Raw genomic sequence first — 15520 nt, forward strand, 5'->3', positions numbered from 1 at the left:
TCATGGGTATTGATCTTCCGCTGATCTGGGCCGTGATCATCATCTTCGGCATCATGATGTACGTGGTCATGGACGGTTTCGATCTGGGCATCGGGATTCTCTTCCCGTTCATCAAGGGCAAGACCGACCGTGACGTCATGATGAACACCGTCGCGCCGGTCTGGGACGGCAACGAAACCTGGCTGGTACTCGGTGGCGCGGCGTTGTTTGGCGCGTTCCCGCTGGCCTATTCGGTGGTGCTCTCGGCGTTGTACCTGCCGCTGATTTTCATGCTGATCGGGCTGATATTCCGCGGCGTGGCCTTCGAGTTCCGGTTCAAGGCCAAGGACGACAAGCGCCACCTCTGGGACAAGGCGTTCATTGGCGGCTCGATTGCCGCCACGTTCTTCCAGGGGGTGGCCCTGGGTGCGTTCATCGATGGGTTCCCGGTAGTGAACCGCCAGTTCGCCGGCGGCTCGCTGGACTGGCTGACGCCGTTCACCCTGTTCTGTGGCGCGGCGCTGGTGGTGGCTTACGCGCTGCTCGGGTGCACCTGGCTGATCATGAAAACCGAAGGCAAGTTGCAAGAACAGATGCATGACCTGGCGCGGCCATTGGCGTTTGTAGTGCTGGCAGTGATCGGTATCGTCAGCATCTGGACACCTTTGGCTCACGCCGATATCGCCGCTCGGTGGTTTACCCTGCCAAACCTGTTCTGGTTCCTGCCGGTGCCGATCCTGGTGCTGGTGACCATGTACGGGCTGATTCGCGCCGTGGCCCGCAATGCGAACTACACGCCGTTCCTGCTGACACTGGTGCTGATTTTCCTCGGCTACAGCGGTCTGGGTATCAGCTTGTGGCCGAACATCGTGCCGCCGTCCATCTCGATCTGGGATGCCGCCGCGCCGCCGCAGAGCCAGGGTTTCATGCTGGTGGGGACGTTGTTCATCATCCCGTTCATCCTGGGTTACACCTTCTGGAGCTACTACGTATTCCGCGGCAAGGTCACCCACGAAGATGGCTACCACTAGAGAACACGATAATGGCGCAGACCTGATACCTGCGCCGTTTCAGAGGAGATCGCGTTGATGGCTGGCAAACATTCCTTGCAGGAAATCGAAGCAGCAGAGAAAAAGCCACTGTGGCAACGGCTGGGCTGGCTGGCAATGATCTGGACCGGCAGCGTGGTGGCGCTGTTCATCGTCGCAAGCCTGATGCGCCTGTTCATGAACGCCGCGGGCTTGTCGACTCACTGATTTCGCAACATCCCATCCCGTTGCCTTGCGGCACGGATTTACAACCCTCCTCTTAGCGGAGGGTTTTTTTTGAGATTACTTTCGGGCTTTGAGGATCACGAACTTGGGCGTGGCTGCTACTTGTTCGACGCCGCGAAACAGGCGCGCGAGCTTGCTGTGATAACCCAGGTGACGGTTGCCGACGATGTACAACGCACCGCCCACCACCAAGGCTTCACGTGCCTGCTGGAACATCCGCCAGGCCAGGAAGTCGCCGACCACTTGTTGCTGATGAAACGGTGGGTTGCACAGCACCACGTCCAGAGACTGGGGTTCCTGCCCGGCCAAACCATCGCCGGCACGCACAATGACGTGCCGATCACCCAGCGCCTTGTGCCAGTTTTCGGCCGCCGATTGCACCGCCATGAACGACTCGTCCACCAGCGTATAAAGGGCTTCAGGGTTTTGCAGAGCGCTGGCGATGGCCAGAACACCATTACCGCAACCGAGGTCGGCAACACGCGCCGCACCGAGGTTCCCGGGCAAGTGCGGCAGAAATGCCCGGGTGCCGATATCCAACCCTTCGCGGCAGAATACGTTGGCATGGTTGAGCAGTTCGATCGCAGGCTCCTCGAGTCGATAGCGAGTCGGGTAGGGAGAGATAGCGGGAGCTTTGGCTTCAGCGCCAGCGATCAACAGCCGGGCTTTCTTCACCGCCAGCGAGGCGTGCACCGGCCCGATGTAACGCTCCAGCAGATCGCCCGCAGCGCGGGGCAGATGCTTGATCATGGCGCCGGCAATCACTTGGGCGCCCGGTGCCAACTGACCTTGCAGACGAATCAGTTGCTCCTCCAGCAAGGCCAGGGTTTTCGGCACCCGGACCAATACCCGGTCAAACGGACCCGTGAGCGCTTCGCTGGCAGGTACGCTCGGCACCGCATCAAATGCCTGGCCGTTACGGATCAGGTTCTTTTCCAGTCCTTGAAAGGCCAGGAACGAATCGCCGCTGCTGATCACCCGGACCTTGCCCAGCAGGCTGGCGGCCAATGCGCCGAAGCTGTCGTTCAACACCAGCACTCGAGAGTCCGCGCTCGGTTGCTGTTCGGCCAGATAATTGAGCAGGTATTCATCCGCGGCATCAAACGCCTGCAGCGGTTCGTTCTGCTGTTCGGGCTGGCGGATCAGGTCAAGTCGGGCGAAAGATGTTTCGAGCAAGGGCATGGCGCGGGGACTCTGGGAAATCAACAGGGGCAATCTACAGGTCTCCCGCGACCCGGGGGCTTTTGTAGCGCGCGAGACCATCCGAGCGTACTGCGTCGTGGACGCTTCACACGTCATCACTCAGGAAGGACCGCAAATGGTACGTTTTTTTCTTTTGGATTACTCGCAGGTTTTATCGATCAACGTAACGCATTGCTGCTGAGATAGCCTTCCTTGGCTGCGGTGATGACTGCCGCAATCTTGTTGTTGACGCCGAGTTTCACAATCGCGCTCTGCACATGAAAATTGATGGTGCGGGGGCTGAGGTTGAGAATTCTGGCGCTCTCATACGCAGTCTTTCCATCGGCTGCCAGTTTCAATACGTCGATTTCCCTGGCGGATAAATGTGAAGCGGGCGGTGTCTCGGCTTTTTTGGGCAAGGTCTGCACGATCAAGGCATGCAGATGGCGGCCCATGAAGACTGAAAAGCCAAGGTTTTCATACAGCTCGAACGCAGTGATAGGACAGTGGCTTCTAGCCAGACTCAGAATGCTGCAAAACCCGCTGTCTTCGTCATGAATGGCTTGTGACCATCCGTGCTGCAGGCCTTGGGTTTCTAACGCTTCCCACAGGGTTGGAACTTGAGCGAAGAGCTCTTCAGTCCAAAGAATAGGCAACATGGAATGATTGCAATGAGCTACTACTGGATCTTTCACGTTCATTTCTTTTTGTTCATATTCCTTGTTCCAGGCAGCCGGGTAGTTGTTGAGCTTGATCGTGCTACATTCGTCGACTTTCGTCTGATAAGTTGTTGAAAATGCGAAAAATTTGAATCCTATATTTTTCGCGAAGCCAAGTGCGATGCGGTAAGCGGTATCAATTTCCGTTGTGCAAGACAGTTGGTTCAACTGTGACTCCATCCACCGTTCCATCCTGTTTCTCCATTGCTCTTCTTGTTTGGCGCCAAATTGGATCCGAGATCCGACACGACCCGAGTGTAGGACGAATCCTACTTTTGGGTGAGAATTTTTTGCTTGGTCGGCGAATTAAAAACTAAATATTCAGTTCTAATCAAAACGGGAGTTTGAATGTCGGGTTTAATATGAATTGCCTGTTATTGCGTCAATGCAGGTAGTTGAGAAAAAAATGTGAAATTATGTAATCGGTTATCCTTGATAAAGGCACTACAAATCGTCGGTGTTTAATTCCCTTGCTTTGCGGGACACTGGACGCTATCAGTTGTATGGAGCGACCCATGACCGCCAGTGTAGAAAAATTCACGCGCCAGACCTTGCTCGACGTTCAGCCATTGACCCCGAACCTGTTTACCCTGCGCACCACCAGGGACCCGGGGTTTCGCTTTCGAGCAGGGCAATTCGCCCGGTTAGGCGTGACCAAGGCTGACGGCAGCACGGTATGGCGCGCTTACTCCATGGTGTCGTCACCCTATGACGAATTCCTCGAGTTCTTCTCAATCGTGGTACCGGGGGGTGAATTCACCAGTGAGCTGAGCCGGCTGGAAGTCGGCGATACGCTGCTGGTCGACCGTCAGGCCTTTGGCTACCTGACACTGGATCGTTTCATCGACGGGCGAGACCTCTGGTTGTTGTCCACAGGCACCGGCCTGGCCCCCTTCCTGTCCATTCTGCAGGACTTCGAGGTCTGGGAAAAATTCGAGCGGATCATCCTGGTCTACAGCGTGCGCGAAGCCCGGGAACTGGCTTATCAGGCGCTGATTGCGGGTCTGGCGCAGCGTGACTATTTAGCGGAGCACGCACACAAGTTGCAGTTCATCACCACTGTCACTCGTGAACGGCAGCCTGGCGCCTTGAGTGGCCGGATCACCACGCTGATTGAAAAAGGTGAGCTGGAGCAAGCGGCCGGCGTGGCACTGACGGCCGAGCATTCGCGGGTCATGCTCTGCGGCAACCCGCAGATGATCGATGACACGCGAAAATTGCTCAAGCATCGTCACATGCACTTGAGTCTCAGCCGGCGGCCCGGACACGTTGCGGTGGAAAACTACTGGTAAGAAAGCGGCGCCCGAAGGCGCCATTTTTGCACGCACGCATTATGAAGGCCGATTGTTCTGCGCCTTCAGCAGGTCGCGGATCTCGCCCAGCAGCTCTTCTTCCTTGGTGGGAACCGGCGGCAGGGTTGGCGCAACGGCTTCTTCGCGCTTCATGCGGTTGATGGCTTTGACGGCCATGAAGATCGCGAAGGCGACGATGATGAAGTCGATCATGCTCTGGATGAATTTACCATACGCCAGCACCACCGCCGGGATGTCCCCGTTGGCGGCCTTGAGCGTGATGGCCAGGTCACTGAAGTCCACCCCACCGATCAACAGGCCGATGGGCGGCATGATCACATCGCCGACGAACGATGAAACGATCTTGCCGAAGGCGGCACCGATGATGATGCCGACAGCCATGTCGACCACGTTGCCTTTGACCGCGAAGGCCTTGAACTCACTGATCATGCCCATGGGTTATTTCCTTGTTGCAGATGAGGTTGGTGCAAAGCAGTGTAGTCAGCAAAACACCTATTGCTCGAAATACCTGCTTACAGTGCTCGCTTGCCATCGGCCGGAATATCGGTAAATAGTTTACAAAGTGCCATCATCTCAAGCGAGCAGAGTGCGCTGGCGGGTGATTGAGATGGTTTTCGCTCCCCTTCGGTCATTTTCCGTCGCTCAATGGCTTCTACTGATCGTAGTGGAGCGATTGATATAACCCGATAAGCCGGCGGCACCTGATTACGTCAGGGTAAGTGCAATTGATGTTTCACTGAATAGTTTGCAGGGTCTGGATAAGGGCTCTCTCGAAATGTTCAGGGGTCGAGGTCAAGGTTGTTGTCATTTGCAGAGTAACGTTTTTGAATTCGACTTGTAGTGGCGAGGTTGTACGTTCAGAAATCAAGGTGTAAGGGTTTGTATAAGTTTGATTGATGTTTTATGGCCTGTTGTTTGTATAAGCGTAAGCGCACGCTGTATAAGTTTTGCTGAGTAGTATTAAGGTGCCTGTATCCTGGATGCCTGCAACTTGCTGTAGCCGATCCGTTGGGCAACTGCGTCGCGCTGATCCAGTCCAGCTGAGCTATCATCGCGGTTTTTGCCGGGAGTTCAGATGGCCAAGGCCAAGCGCATGTACGGCTGCACCGAGTGTGGCTCAACCTTTCCCAAATGGGCCGGCCAGTGCGGTGAGTGCGGTGCCTGGAACACCCTGACGGAAACCATGGTCGAGAGCGGCGGCGCCGCGGCTCCCAGCGGTCGCACCGGCTGGACGGGACAGCAGGCGCAGATCAGGACCCTGGCCGAAGTCAGCGTCGAAGAAATTCCACGCTTTTCCACCGCGTCCGGCGAACTTGATCGGGTCCTGGGCGGGGGGCTGGTGGACGGTTCGGTGGTGTTGATCGGCGGCGACCCCGGCATCGGCAAATCGACCATTCTGCTGCAGACCTTGTGCAATCTCGCCAAGAGCATGCCCGCCCTGTACGTCACAGGCGAAGAATCCCAGCAACAAGTGGCCATGCGTGCCCGGCGTCTGGGCTTGCCTCAGGATCAATTGCGGGTCATGACCGAAACCTGCATCGAAACCATTATCGCCACGGCCCGGCAGGAAAAACCCAAGGTCATGGTGATCGATTCGATCCAGACGATTTTCACTGAACAACTGCAATCGGCGCCGGGGGGTGTTTCCCAGGTTCGCGAAAGCGCCGCGTTGCTGGTGCGCTATGCCAAGCAGAGCGGCACGGCGATTTTCCTGGTCGGCCACGTGACCAAGGAAGGCGCATTGGCCGGGCCGCGCGTGCTGGAGCATATGGTCGACACTGTGTTGTATTTCGAAGGCGAATCCGACGGGCGCTTGCGTCTGCTGCGGGCGGTGAAAAACCGGTTCGGCGCGGTCAACGAGCTCGGGGTGTTCGGCATGACTGACAAGGGCTTGAAGGAAGTCTCCAACCCGTCGGCGATTTTCCTGACCCGTGCCCAGGAAGAAGTGCCTGGCAGTGTGGTCATGGCGACCTGGGAAGGGACCCGGCCGATGCTGGTGGAAGTCCAGGCCCTGGTGGATGACAGCCACCTGGCTAACCCGCGTCGGGTGACGCTGGGGCTGGATCAGAATCGCCTGGCGATGTTGCTGGCGGTGCTGCACCGTCACGGCGGCATTCCGACCCACGATCAGGACGTGTTCCTCAATGTGGTCGGTGGGGTGAAGGTGCTGGAAACCGCCTCCGACCTGGCGCTGATGGCGGCGGTCATGTCCAGTTTGCGCAATCGGCCACTGCCGCATGATTTGCTGGTGTTCGGCGAGGTGGGTTTATCGGGCGAAGTGCGTCCGGTGCCGAGCGGCCAGGAACGCTTGAAAGAAGCAGCCAAGCACGGCTTCAAGCGTGCCATCGTGCCCAAGGGCAATGCGCCAAAGGAGGCACCGCCAGGGTTGCAGATAATTGCGGTGACCCGTCTGGAACAAGCCCTCGACGCGTTGTTCGAATAGCCGCAAGCAATACACAATCCTGTGGCAGCCGGGCTTGCCCGCGATAGCGGTCTATCAGTCGACATTTGTGCTGGAGCTAAAATCGTCATCGCGGGCAAGCCCGGCTCCCACAGGGTATTGCGTCGTGTCTTCAGATTTCGATCAATGCCCCCAGCCCCTGCGGATCCCCCAGATTGAACTCGATCAACCGCCGCAGACGTTCGATGGATTCCAGGCTGATGTGCTTAGCCCCGCATTGGCAACGCCTGCGAGCAAGGCAAGCGTCCAGACCTCTATCGAGGTATGGCCATTGCGGTCAGGCGAGCTAAACTCGGGATGGCTGTCTTTCTTGTCCACCCTGGCTGGAATCAAAAAATGAAAAATAATAATAGCCTGCTACGCCACATACCCTGGCTGCTGCTGGCAATCGTGGGAGCGTGCGCTCTTGGTGTCGTGGCATTGCGCCGAGGCGAGGCGATCAACGCCTTGTGGATTGTGGTCGCCGCCGTGGCCATCTATCTGGTTGCGTACCGTTACTACAGTCTGTTCATCGCCAACAATGTGATGCAACTCGATCCGCGACGGGCCACCCCCGCCGTGATCAACAATGACGGTCTGGACTACGTGCCGACCAACAAACATATCCTTTTCGGGCATCACTTCGCAGCCATCGCCGGTGCGGGACCACTGGTCGGTCCGGTCCTGGCGGCGCAGATGGGCTATTTGCCCGGCACACTGTGGCTGATTGCCGGTGTGGTGTTGGCTGGCGCGGTTCAGGACTTCATGGTCCTGTTCCTGTCCACCCGCCGCAATGGCCGTTCCCTGGGCGACATGGTCCGCGAAGAAATGGGCCGCATTCCCGGGACCATCGCCTTGTTTGGCTGCTTCCTGATCATGATCATCATCCTCGCGGTGCTGGCGCTGATCGTGGTCAAGGCCCTGGCCGAAAGCCCGTGGGGCATGTTCACGGTGATGGCGACCATCCCGATCGCGATGTTCATGGGCATCTACATGCGCTACATCCGTCCGGGCCGTATTGGTGAAATCTCGGTGGTTGGTGTGGCGTTGCTGCTCGGTTCGATCTGGCTCGGTGGGCAGATTGCCGCTGATCCGGTCTGGGCCAAAGCCTTCAGTTTCACTGGCGTACAGATCACCTGGATGCTGATCGGCTACGGTTTCGTCGCTGCCGTGTTGCCGGTGTGGCTGATCCTGGCACCCCGTGACTACCTGTCGACCTTCCTCAAGATCGGCACCATCCTCGCCCTGGCGATCGGTATCCTGGTCACCATGCCCGAGCTGAAAATGCCGGCACTGACCCAGTTCATCGACGGCACGGGACCTGTGTGGAAGGGCGGGCTGTTCCCGTTCCTGTTCATCACCATCGCCTGTGGCGCGGTCTCCGGTTTCCATGCGCTGATCGCTTCGGGCACCACGCCGAAACTATTGGCCAACGAAAGTCATGCCCGTTACATCGGCTACGGCGGCATGTTGATGGAGTCCTTCGTGGCCATCATGGCGATGGTTGCCGCGTCGGTGATCGAGCCAGGTGTGTACTTCGCCATGAACAGCCCGGCGGCGATCGTGGGCAGTGACGTGGTGTCTGTGGCACAAACGGTCAGCAGCTGGGGCTTCGCCATTACCCCGGAAGCGCTGCAAGCGGTGGCCAAGGACATCGGTGAAACCACCGTCCTGGCCCGTGCCGGCGGTGCGCCGACCCTGGCGGTCGGTATCGCGCAGATCCTGCACAGTGTCCTGCCGGGTGAAAACACCATGGCGTTCTGGTACCACTTCGCGATCCTGTTCGAAGCGCTGTTCATCCTCACCGCGGTGGACGCCGGTACCCGTGCCGGACGCTTCATGCTGCAGGACTTGCTCGGCTCCTTCGTACCGGCGCTGAAACGCACCGAGTCCTGGACCGCCAACCTGATCGCCACCGCCGGTTGCGTGACCATGTGGGGTTGGTTGCTGTATCAGGGCGTGATCGATCCGCTGGGTGGCATCAACACCTTGTGGCCGCTGTTCGGCATCTCCAACCAGATGCTGGCCGGGATCGCGCTGATGCTGGCGACTGTGGTCCTGATCAAGATGAAGCGCCAGCGTTACGTCTGGGTCACCCTGCTGCCAGCGGTCTGGCTGCTGATCTGCACCACCACAGCCGGCTTCATCAAGCTGTTCGACGCCAACCCGGCGATCGGTTTCCTGTCGCTGGCGAAGAAATACAGCGATGCCCTGGCCAACGGCCAGATACTCGCCCCGGCCAAGGACATCACCCAAATGCAGCACGTGATCTTCAATGCCTACACCAACGCAACGCTGACGGCGCTGTTCCTGTTCGTGGTCTTCAGCATCCTGTTCTTTGCACTCAAGGTCGGCATTGCCGCCTGGGGCGCCAAGGAGCGTACGGATAAAGAAGCACCGTTCCAGGCCCTGCCGGATGCTTGATCGAGGATTGCAAACATGTTCAATGACCTGAGTCGCCTCGGTAAATACCTCGGTCAGGCCGCGCGCCTGATGGTCGGCATGCCCGACTACGACAACTACGTCGAGCATATGCAAAACAAACACCCGGACAAACCGGTGATGAGCTACGAGATGTTCTTCCGCGAACGTCAGGAAGCGCGTTACGGTGGCAAGGGTGGGCCCAAGTGCTGTTGATCTGACGTCAGGTTGACGCTATCCCCCTGTGGGAGCGGGCTTGCTCGCGAAAGCGGTGTGTCATTCAACATCAATGTCGACTGACACGACCTCTTCGCGAGCAAGCCCGCTCCCACATTTTTGTTTTTGTGTTGTTTTTTAACTTTGTGAAACAGGAGACTCCAGTTGCCCTCTCCCATCCCGGTAACGATCCTCAGCGGCTTTCTCGGCGCCGGCAAGACCACCTTGCTGCGCCACCTGCTCAAAGCCGAACACGGCCTGAAAATCGCCGTGATCGAAAACGAATTCAGCGACGCCGGTATCGACACCCAGCTGTTGGGCGACGAGCCGGTGCAAGTGATGACGCTGTCCAACGGCTGCGTCTGCTGCACCATCCACACCGACCTGACCAAAGCGCTGTACCTGCTGCTGGAACGCCTCGACAGCGGCGAAATCGCCTTCGATCGCCTGGTGATCGAATGCACCGGTCTGGCCGATCCGGCACCGGTGGCGCAAACCTTCTTCATCGACGAAGAGCTGCGCGAGCGTTACATCCTCGACGGCATCATCACCCTGGTGGACGCGGCGCACGCCGACCTGCACCTGACCCAGACCATCGCCCAGGCCCAGATCGGTTTCGCCGACCGCCTGCTGGTGAGCAAGCGGGACCTGGTGGACGAGGCGACCTTCACCGCATTGAGCGAACGCCTCACCCGCATCAACCGCCGCGCGCCGATCCGCGTGGTCGACCACGGCAAGATCGACCTGGCGCAATTGCTCGATGTACGCGGTTTCAATCTCAACGCCGACCTCGGAGGCAGCGTGAGTTTGAGGCCCGTCAGCAAGGCGCCTTCCGTCGACCGCATTTCCAGCCTGGTGCTGCGTACTGACAGGCCGCTGGATATCGACAAACTCAGTGAGTTCATGAACGAACTGCTGGAAGAGCATGGCAAGCAGTTGTTGCGTTACAAAGGGGTGCTGAACATCCTCGATGAGCCACGGCGCATGGTGTTCCAGGGTGTGCTGAAGTTGTACGGATTCGATTGGGACACGGAGTGGGCTGACAATGAATCACGGGAAAGTGTGATCGTGTTTATTGCCGATGATTTGCCGGAAGAGAAGATTCGTGAGGGGTTTGCGCGGGTGGCGGCGGGGTAAGGCCCGACATTTTCATAGGGCTGATACCGCTTTCGCCGGCAAGCCGGTCTCCCACAGTTGGAATGAGTTCTCCTGTGGGAGCGAGACCGGCTTGCCGGCGAAGGCAACCTAACCGGCGACACGATTCCGGCCGGGTATCGGTTGTGAGTTGAGCAATACAGCCTCCAGATGATCCAGATACCGGCTCAGCAATGCCTTGCCCTTCAAAGCATCCCCACACGCAACCGCATCCACAATCCCTTCGTGCACCTGCAATCCGCAATAAATTTCCATCGGCGCATTAAACTGCGCAATCGCCAACGAAGTCAGGGGTACCAGACTGGCAAGAAAATGCGCCAACGGTGCATTCCCCGCCATATCGGCCAACGCCAGATGAAATTCCCCCGTCAACCGAAGCGCCGGGCCACGCTGGTCGCGCTCCAGGCACTGGCGTTGGCGCTTGACCAGTTCCCGCAGGCGTTGCACATCCGTCGCTTGCGGCTGCCGGCAGGCAAGCTGTACCAAGGTGATCTCGGTCAGCCGGCGGGCATGCAGCGTCTGCCGGGTTTGTTCGGCGTCGGGTGCGGCCACTCGTGGCCGATGATGGGTGCGCAGGATGATGACCTGCTGATGGGACAGCTTCTCCAGCACGCCACGCATGATGCTGCGGCTGACACCGAACATCTGCCCCAGGCTTTCTTCGGTGAACCGGCTGGCGGGGCCGATGCGCTGCTCGAGAATGGTATCAAAGACTCGCGGGTAAACATCATCCACCGAGGGTTTCTCGCACTGAACGCGGGAGAAGGGCACGGCCGTGACTGTGTCCCGGTTGTACCGCGGTGTGGCGAAGCTGTTCATGGCCTGTCTCCAGTTCGAAGAGTGGGTCAACTGACGAGATTATCGTCCGGGATGTTCAATTCGATGCCCATCCGCTGGCCTTCGCGAAGGATGTGGCGGCGCATCTCGGCGCTGGCCTGGGCGCTGTTCTTGCTGCGAATGGCGCGCACCACGGCTTCGTTTTCTTCGAGGCGTTCCGCCAGATGCTCCGGAGAATTGCGCAGCACGTCGGCGCTTTGCTTGAGGGCATTGCTGGTCTGCTGCACCACGCTCTGGAAGATCGGGTTCGAGGTCAGGGTGAACAGCTCTTCGTGGAACGCGATGTAGGCGTTCACCCCGGCTTCGCTGTCGTTGGCCTCCAGGGCTTCGCGCATGTCCATGAGGGTCAGGCGCAGTTGCCCGACTTCCTTGCTGCTGATCGATTGCGCCACCAGGCCGACAATGAACGGCTCGAGGGTGTAACGCAGTTGCAGCACATCCTCCAGGCTCGCGCCGGCCACCGCACTGTCGTGGGTTTGGCTGTCACTGAGATTGGCTTCCAGCACAACCACGCCTTTACCCGGCATGGAACGCACCAACCCGAGGGTCTCCAACACGATGACCGCTTCACGCAGGCTCGGGCGGCTGATGCCCAGTTGTTCGGCCAGTTCCCGTTGCCCCGGCAGCATTTCACCGGAGCGCCACTGACCACGGGCCAGAGCGGCCCGAAGTTTTTCTACAACTGAATTCACAACGGTCGACGAGGTGATCACTGTTCGCTCCATGAGCATCCATAACGATTGATGACCGTGCCTGCCCGTGGGCAGGCACGGCGATTACTCAGAACTCCTGCTGATGCGCCGGGCCCGCTGGTTTGCGGGGCTGGAAGGTATACCCCACCTGGCCGGAAAGCACTTTGTTCGCCCGTTCGACATCGATGTCTTTTTCCCAGCGCGCGATAGCCACCGTGGCGACGCAGTTGCCGATCAGGTTGGTCAGCGCCCGGCCGATGCCCATGAACCAGTCCACCGCCAGCACCAGCACCAGGCCCACCACCGGGATCGCCGGTATCGCCGTCAGGGTAGCCGCGAGAATCACCAGCGCCGAGCCGGGAATGCCATGGGCGCCTTTGGAGGTGATCAGCGATACCAGCAGAATCGTCAGCAAGTCAGTCATGGCCAGCGGCGTGCCGGTGGCATTGGCGATGAACACGATAGCCAGGGTGAGGTAGATCGAGAAGCCGTCGAGATTGAACGAGTAACCGGTAGGAATGACCAGTCCGACCGTCGAACTGCCAATGCCGAGGTGCTCAAGCTTGCGCATGATTTGTGGCAGCACGGCGTCGGAAGAAGCGGTACCCATGACGATCAGCAATTCTTCGCGCAGGTACTTGAGCAATGGCCACATCCGCAGGCCGGACAGGCGCATCACCAGGCCGAGAATCAACGCCACGAACGCTACGCAAGTCAGGTAAAACAGGCCGACCAGGCTGCCCAGATGCTGCAGCGAATCCAGGCCATATTTGCTGGTAGTAAAGGCAATCGCACCGAACACGCCGATCGGCGCCAGGCGCACGATCATGCCCATGATGCGGAAGATTACGTGGCTCAACTCATTGATCAGCCGTGAAATACCGGAAGCCGCTTCACCCACCAGGTTCAGCGCGCTGCCGAACAACACGGAAAACAGCAGGACCTGCAAAATGTTGTTGTCGGCAAAGGCGCCAATCACCGACGTCGGGATCAGGTCCATCAGGAACTGCGTGGTGGTGTGCATGTGCTGACTGCGCTGGGCGATATCGCCCATATCGGCGGCGGAGAGCTGATCCAGATGAATGTTCGCGCCGCTGCCAATGCCGGTGCTGAAGGCGAAGACCAGGCCGATCACCAGGGCGATGGTGGTCAGGATTTCGAAGTAGATCACCGATTTCAGGCCGATGCGTCCGACCTTCTTCAGGTCGCCGGCACCGCTGATGCCGCTGACCACCACGCAAAACACGATCAGACCGATGAGCATCTTGATCAGTTTGATGAAGCCATCGCCGAGGGGTTTGAGCTGGGCGGAGTATTCAGGAAGGGTCAGTCCGCAGACGATGCCGAGCACCAGTCCGAGAACCACTTGGAGGAAGATTGAACGCGAGCACCATCTGAGCATGGGAGGAATCCTGGTCGGTGTCCTGGCTGCCGACGCTGAAGCGCATCAGATTCAGGACTTAATTATTGTGGTCTTACCGGTATGTCCAGTGCAGGCGCAGTTTATGCTGGTTTTTTTCGGTATTACAAGCGGAAAAAGAAAAATTGGCATGACCGGTCTGACCGGTGCTGCCGACCCCCCGTAGGAGCCAGGCTTGCCGGCGAAGGCGTCGTCATGGGCGGTGCAGGACTCAAGGCCGCCTTCGCTGCGGTGCGGCGATCCGACAAGCCGGCTCCTACAGGGGAAATCGATAAATCGCGGACGAAAAAAAACCGGCCATTCACTGGCCGGTTTTTCATTGCTGCGGTTAAGCGGGCTGATTAAGCGCCGTACACCGGCAGCTTCTTGCAGATGGCCTTGACCTTCTCGCGAACGGCGTCGATCACCGCTTCGTTGTTCAGGTCCGCCAGGATGTCGCAGATCCAGCCAGCCAATTCCTTGCACTCTGCTTCCTTGAAGCCACGAGTGGTCACAGCCGGAGTGCCGAAGCGCAGGCCGGAGGTGACGAACGGCGAGCGTGGATCATTTGGCACGGAGTTTTTGTTCACGGTGATGAACGCCTTGCCCAGCGCGGCGTCGGCGTCCTTACCGGAGATTTCCTGCTTGATCAGCGACAGCAGGAACAGGTGGTTTTCAGTACCGCCGGAGACCACGTCGAAACCGCGTTCGATGAATACGCTGGCCATGGTCTGGGCGTTTTTCACCACTTGTTGCTGGTAGGTCTTGAACTCAGGCTGCAGTGCTTCCTTGAAGCAGATCGCTTTAGCGGCGATCACGTGCTCCAGCGGGCCGCCCTGGGCGCCCGGGAATACCGCGGAATTGAGCTTTTTCTCGATGTCGGCGTTGGCGCGAGCCAGGATCAGGCCGCCACGTGGACCGCGCAGGGTCTTGTGCGTGGTGGTGGTCACGACGTCAGCGAAAGGCACCGGGTTCGGGTAGACGCCAGCGGCGACCAGCCCCGCAACGTGAGCCATATCAACAAAGAGATAGGCGCCGACTTTGTCGGCGATAGCGCGAAAGCGCGGGAAGTCCAGAATCTGCGAGTAGGCAGAGAAACCGGCCACGATCATTTTCGGCTTGTGCTCAACCGCCAGACGCTCGACTTCGTCGTAGTCGATCAGGCCGTTGCCGTCGATACCGTACTGCACGGCGTTGTACAGTTTGCCGGAGGACGAAACGCTGGCACCGTGGGTCAGGTGACCACCGTGGGCCAGGCTCATGCCCAGGATGGTGTCACCCGCTTGCAGCAGGGCCAGGTAAACGGCGCTGTTGGCTTGGGAACCGGCGTGCGGCTGAACGTTGGCGTAATCGGCGCCGAACAGTTCCTTGGCGCGGTCGATCGCAAGCTGCTCGACCACGTCGACGAACTCGCAACCACCGTAGTAGCGCTTGCCCGGATAGCCTTCGGCGTACTTGTTGGTCAGTACCGAGCCTTGAGCTTCCATCACCGCTGGGCTGGTGTAGTTTTCCGAAGCGATCAGCTCGATGTGTTCTTCCTGGCGCTGAGCTTCTTGCTCCATGGCGGCAAAAAGGTCGGCGTCGTACTTGGCAATGGTCAAATCACGGCTGAACATGGCGGTCCTCAAGGATCGGGGGCAGAAAAGGGGGGCATTCTAACCCAATGGGTTTTAGATGGCATATGAAAGGACATCATGTCGCAGACAAGTGGGCTTCATGACGGGATCAGCGGTGAATGTGCCGCCCCCTTCGCGGGCAAGTCGAATCGTCGCACCGCCGCTCCCACAATGATCGCAGTCGATCACAAATATGGGGTACTCCGCACAAACCTGTGGGAGCGGCGGTGCGACGATTCGACTTGCCCGCGAAGAGGCCATCAGCCTCACCACAGAA

Annotated in this window: 15 protein-coding genes and 1 pseudogene; 8 read left to right on the forward strand and 8 right to left on the reverse strand. The window is 58.7% G+C overall.

Features of this window, described 5'->3' with window-relative positions; genetic code table 11:
- Window positions 1-2: 2 nt before the first annotated feature.
- Both cydB and F8N80_RS03575 read left to right on the forward strand, forming a co-directional pair.
- Window positions 3-1010 carry a cytochrome d ubiquinol oxidase subunit II gene (gene cydB, locus F8N80_RS03570; protein WP_150783227.1) on the forward strand — a complete coding sequence of 336 codons (1008 nt, stop codon included), beginning with the start codon at window positions 3-5 and terminating at the stop codon, window positions 1008-1010.
- Window positions 1011-1067: 57 nt separating this feature from the next.
- Window positions 1068-1235, forward strand: coding sequence for a DUF2474 domain-containing protein (locus tag F8N80_RS03575; protein ID WP_150744325.1), 168 nt, complete (start codon window positions 1068-1070; stop codon window positions 1233-1235).
- 75 nt (window positions 1236-1310) lie between these two features.
- Here F8N80_RS03575 and F8N80_RS03580 read toward each other — a convergent pair whose 3' ends face one another.
- Together F8N80_RS03580 and F8N80_RS03585 are read right to left on the reverse strand one after the other, a co-directional pair.
- A complete protein-coding gene (locus F8N80_RS03580; protein WP_150783243.1) occupies window positions 1311-2435 on the reverse strand; it encodes a methyltransferase in 1125 nt (374 codons plus the stop codon).
- A 179-nt stretch (window positions 2436-2614) separates the two neighbouring features.
- Window positions 2615-3346: an autoinducer binding domain-containing protein gene (locus F8N80_RS03585; protein ID WP_150744324.1), complete on the reverse strand. Its 732-nt coding sequence runs from the start codon at window positions 3344-3346 to the stop codon at window positions 2615-2617.
- Window positions 3347-3669: 323 nt separating this feature from the next.
- Between F8N80_RS03585 and F8N80_RS03590 the strand changes: the two genes are divergently transcribed.
- Window positions 3670-4446 carry a ferredoxin--NADP reductase gene (locus F8N80_RS03590; protein WP_150744323.1) on the forward strand — a complete coding sequence of 259 codons (777 nt, stop codon included), beginning with the start codon at window positions 3670-3672 and terminating at the stop codon, window positions 4444-4446.
- A gap of 39 nt (window positions 4447-4485) precedes the next feature.
- Here F8N80_RS03590 and mscL read toward each other — a convergent pair whose 3' ends face one another.
- Complete coding sequence (mscL, locus tag F8N80_RS03595; RefSeq protein WP_150744322.1) at window positions 4486-4902, reverse strand: large-conductance mechanosensitive channel protein MscL; 417 nt, start codon at window positions 4900-4902, stop codon at window positions 4486-4488.
- A 640-nt stretch (window positions 4903-5542) separates the two neighbouring features.
- Here mscL and radA point away from each other — a divergent pair.
- Window positions 5543-6910 (forward strand): DNA repair protein RadA, encoded by a 1368-nt coding sequence (radA, locus tag F8N80_RS03600; RefSeq protein WP_064675792.1) that lies wholly within the window; start codon window positions 5543-5545, stop codon window positions 6908-6910.
- A gap of 130 nt (window positions 6911-7040) precedes the next feature.
- Here the strand turns inward: radA and F8N80_RS31390 are convergent.
- Window positions 7041-7136, reverse strand: a pseudogene (locus tag F8N80_RS31390) (PilZ domain-containing protein); the annotation flags it as partial.
- Between the two features lie 128 nt (window positions 7137-7264).
- On the opposite strand from F8N80_RS31390, the gene F8N80_RS03610 reads away from it, so the two are divergent.
- The 3 genes from F8N80_RS03610 (at window position 7265) to yjiA (ending at window position 10681) form a co-directional block, all read left to right on the forward strand.
- Complete coding sequence (locus F8N80_RS03610; protein WP_150783228.1) at window positions 7265-9331, forward strand: carbon starvation CstA family protein; 2067 nt, start codon at window positions 7265-7267, stop codon at window positions 9329-9331.
- Window positions 9332-9346: 15 nt separating this feature from the next.
- Window positions 9347-9544 carry a YbdD/YjiX family protein gene (locus tag F8N80_RS03615; protein WP_054616680.1) on the forward strand — a complete coding sequence of 66 codons (198 nt, stop codon included), beginning with the start codon at window positions 9347-9349 and terminating at the stop codon, window positions 9542-9544.
- Between the two features lie 165 nt (window positions 9545-9709).
- Window positions 9710-10681, forward strand: a complete 972-nt coding sequence (gene yjiA / locus F8N80_RS03620; protein WP_150744313.1) for a GTPase — start codon at window positions 9710-9712, stop codon at window positions 10679-10681.
- Window positions 10682-10789: 108 nt separating this feature from the next.
- Here the strand turns inward: yjiA and F8N80_RS03625 are convergent, their stop codons facing one another.
- The 3 genes from F8N80_RS03625 to F8N80_RS03635 form a co-directional block, all read right to left on the reverse strand.
- Window positions 10790-11518, reverse strand: coding sequence for a GntR family transcriptional regulator (locus F8N80_RS03625; RefSeq protein ID WP_150783229.1), 729 nt, complete (start codon window positions 11516-11518; stop codon window positions 10790-10792).
- 26 nt (window positions 11519-11544) lie between these two features.
- A complete protein-coding gene (locus tag F8N80_RS03630; protein ID WP_150744311.1) occupies window positions 11545-12249 on the reverse strand; it encodes a FadR/GntR family transcriptional regulator in 705 nt (234 codons plus the stop codon).
- A 67-nt stretch (window positions 12250-12316) separates the two neighbouring features.
- Window positions 12317-13630 carry a C4-dicarboxylate transporter DctA gene (locus F8N80_RS03635; RefSeq protein ID WP_150744310.1) on the reverse strand — a complete coding sequence of 438 codons (1314 nt, stop codon included), beginning with the start codon at window positions 13628-13630 and terminating at the stop codon, window positions 12317-12319.
- Between F8N80_RS03635 and F8N80_RS03640 the strand changes: the two genes are divergently transcribed.
- Window positions 13629-13814: a hypothetical protein gene (locus F8N80_RS03640; RefSeq protein WP_150744309.1), complete on the forward strand. Its 186-nt coding sequence runs from the start codon at window positions 13629-13631 to the stop codon at window positions 13812-13814. The two genes, F8N80_RS03635 and F8N80_RS03640, sit on opposite strands and share 2 nt — an antisense overlap.
- Before the next feature lie 175 nt (window positions 13815-13989).
- On the opposite strand, the gene glyA is transcribed toward F8N80_RS03640, so the two are convergent.
- Window positions 13990-15243 (reverse strand): serine hydroxymethyltransferase, encoded by a 1254-nt coding sequence (gene glyA, locus F8N80_RS03645; protein WP_150744308.1) that lies wholly within the window; start codon window positions 15241-15243, stop codon window positions 13990-13992.
- Window positions 15244-15520 lie beyond the last annotated feature (277 nt).

This window comes from Pseudomonas fluorescens (genome assembly GCF_902497995.1).
GTDB lineage: Bacteria > Pseudomonadota > Gammaproteobacteria > Pseudomonadales > Pseudomonadaceae > Aquipseudomonas > Aquipseudomonas fluorescens_BK.